Below are 1,375 nucleotides of genomic sequence, written 5' to 3'. Positions count from 1 at the left end.
GGAGCTGAAGCCAGTCGCAGATACCAGCTGGCTGCAACTGTTTAATAAAAACACAGCACTGTGCAAACACGAAAGTGGACGTATACGGTGTGACGCCTGCCCGGTGCCGGAAGGTTAATTGATGGGGTTATCCGTAAGGAGAAGCTCTTGATCGAAGCCCCGGTAAACGGCGGCCGTAACTATAACGGTCCTAAGGTAGCGAAATTCCTTGTCGGGTAAGTTCCGACCTGCACGAATGGCGTAATGATGGCCAGGCTGTCTCCACCCGAGACTCAGTGAAATTGAACTCGCTGTGAAGATGCAGTGTACCCGCGGCAAGACGGAAAGACCCCGTGAACCTTTACTATAGCTTGACACTGAACCTTGAGCCTTGATGTGTAGGATAGGTGGGAGGCTGAGAAGTGCGGACGCCAGTCTGCACGGAGCCAACCTTGAAATACCACCCTTGAATGTTTGATGTTCTAACGCAGGCCCGTTACCCGGGTCGCGGACAGTGTCTGGTGGGTAGTTTGACTGGGGCGGTCTCCTCCCAAAGCGTAACGGAGGAGCACGAAGGTTAGCTAATCACGGTCGGACATCGTGAGGTTAGTGCAAAGGCATAAGCTAGCTTGACTGCGAGAGTGACAGCTCGAGCAGGTACGAAAGTAGGTCTTAGTGATCCGGTGGTTCTGAATGGAAGGGCCATCGCTCAACGGATAAAAGGTACTCCGGGGATAACAGGCTGATACCGCCCAAGAGTTCATATCGACGGCGGTGTTTGGCACCTCGATGTCGGCTCATCACATCCTGGGGCTGAAGTAGGTCCCAAGGGTACGGCTGTTCGCCGTTTAAAGTGGTACGCGAGCTGGGTTTAGAACGTCGTGAGACAGTTCGGTCCCTATCTGCCGTGGGCGTTGGAAGATTGAAAGGGGCTGCTCCTAGTACGAGAGGACCGGAGTGGACGCACCACTGGTGTTCGGGTTGTCATGCCAATGGCACTGCCCGGTAGCTAAGTGCGGAAGAGATAACCGCTGAAAGCATCTAAGCGGGAAACTTGCCTTGAGATGAGTCTTCCCTTACCCCGTGAGGGTACTGAAGGAGCGTTCGAGACGAGGACGTAGATAGGCTGGGTGTGTAAGCGTTGCGAGACGTTGAGCTAACCAGTACTAATGGACCGTGAGGCTTAACCTGACAACACCGAAGGTGTTTTGCGGGTGTTGAGAGACCAGAAAGTTTCAGAGAAAATAACAGCTTGTTCGGGATTGAAAACAGGATTTGTCTGGCGGCAATAGCGCGGTGGTCCCACCTGACCCCATGCCGAACTCAGCAGTGAAACGCCGTAGCGCCGATGGTAGTGTGGGGTCTCCCCATGTGAGAGTAGGGAACTGCCAGACAT

Annotated in this window: 2 rRNA genes; both read left to right on the top strand. The window is 54.0% G+C overall.

Annotated elements, in window-relative coordinates:
- Positions 1 to 1,170: ribosomal RNA gene (locus Xbed_RS18635) — 23S ribosomal RNA — on the top strand; the annotation flags it as partial.
- Between the two features lie 87 nt (positions 1,171 to 1,257).
- Positions 1,258 to 1,373: ribosomal RNA gene (gene rrf / locus Xbed_RS18630) — 5S ribosomal RNA — on the top strand.
- Positions 1,374 to 1,375 lie beyond the last annotated feature (2 nt).

The organism is Xenorhabdus beddingii, assembly GCF_002127545.1.
GTDB lineage: Bacteria > Pseudomonadota > Gammaproteobacteria > Enterobacterales > Enterobacteriaceae > Xenorhabdus > Xenorhabdus beddingii.
Note: the sequence above shows the minus strand (reverse complement) of the source record. Positions and strands in the feature narration are given on the sequence as shown.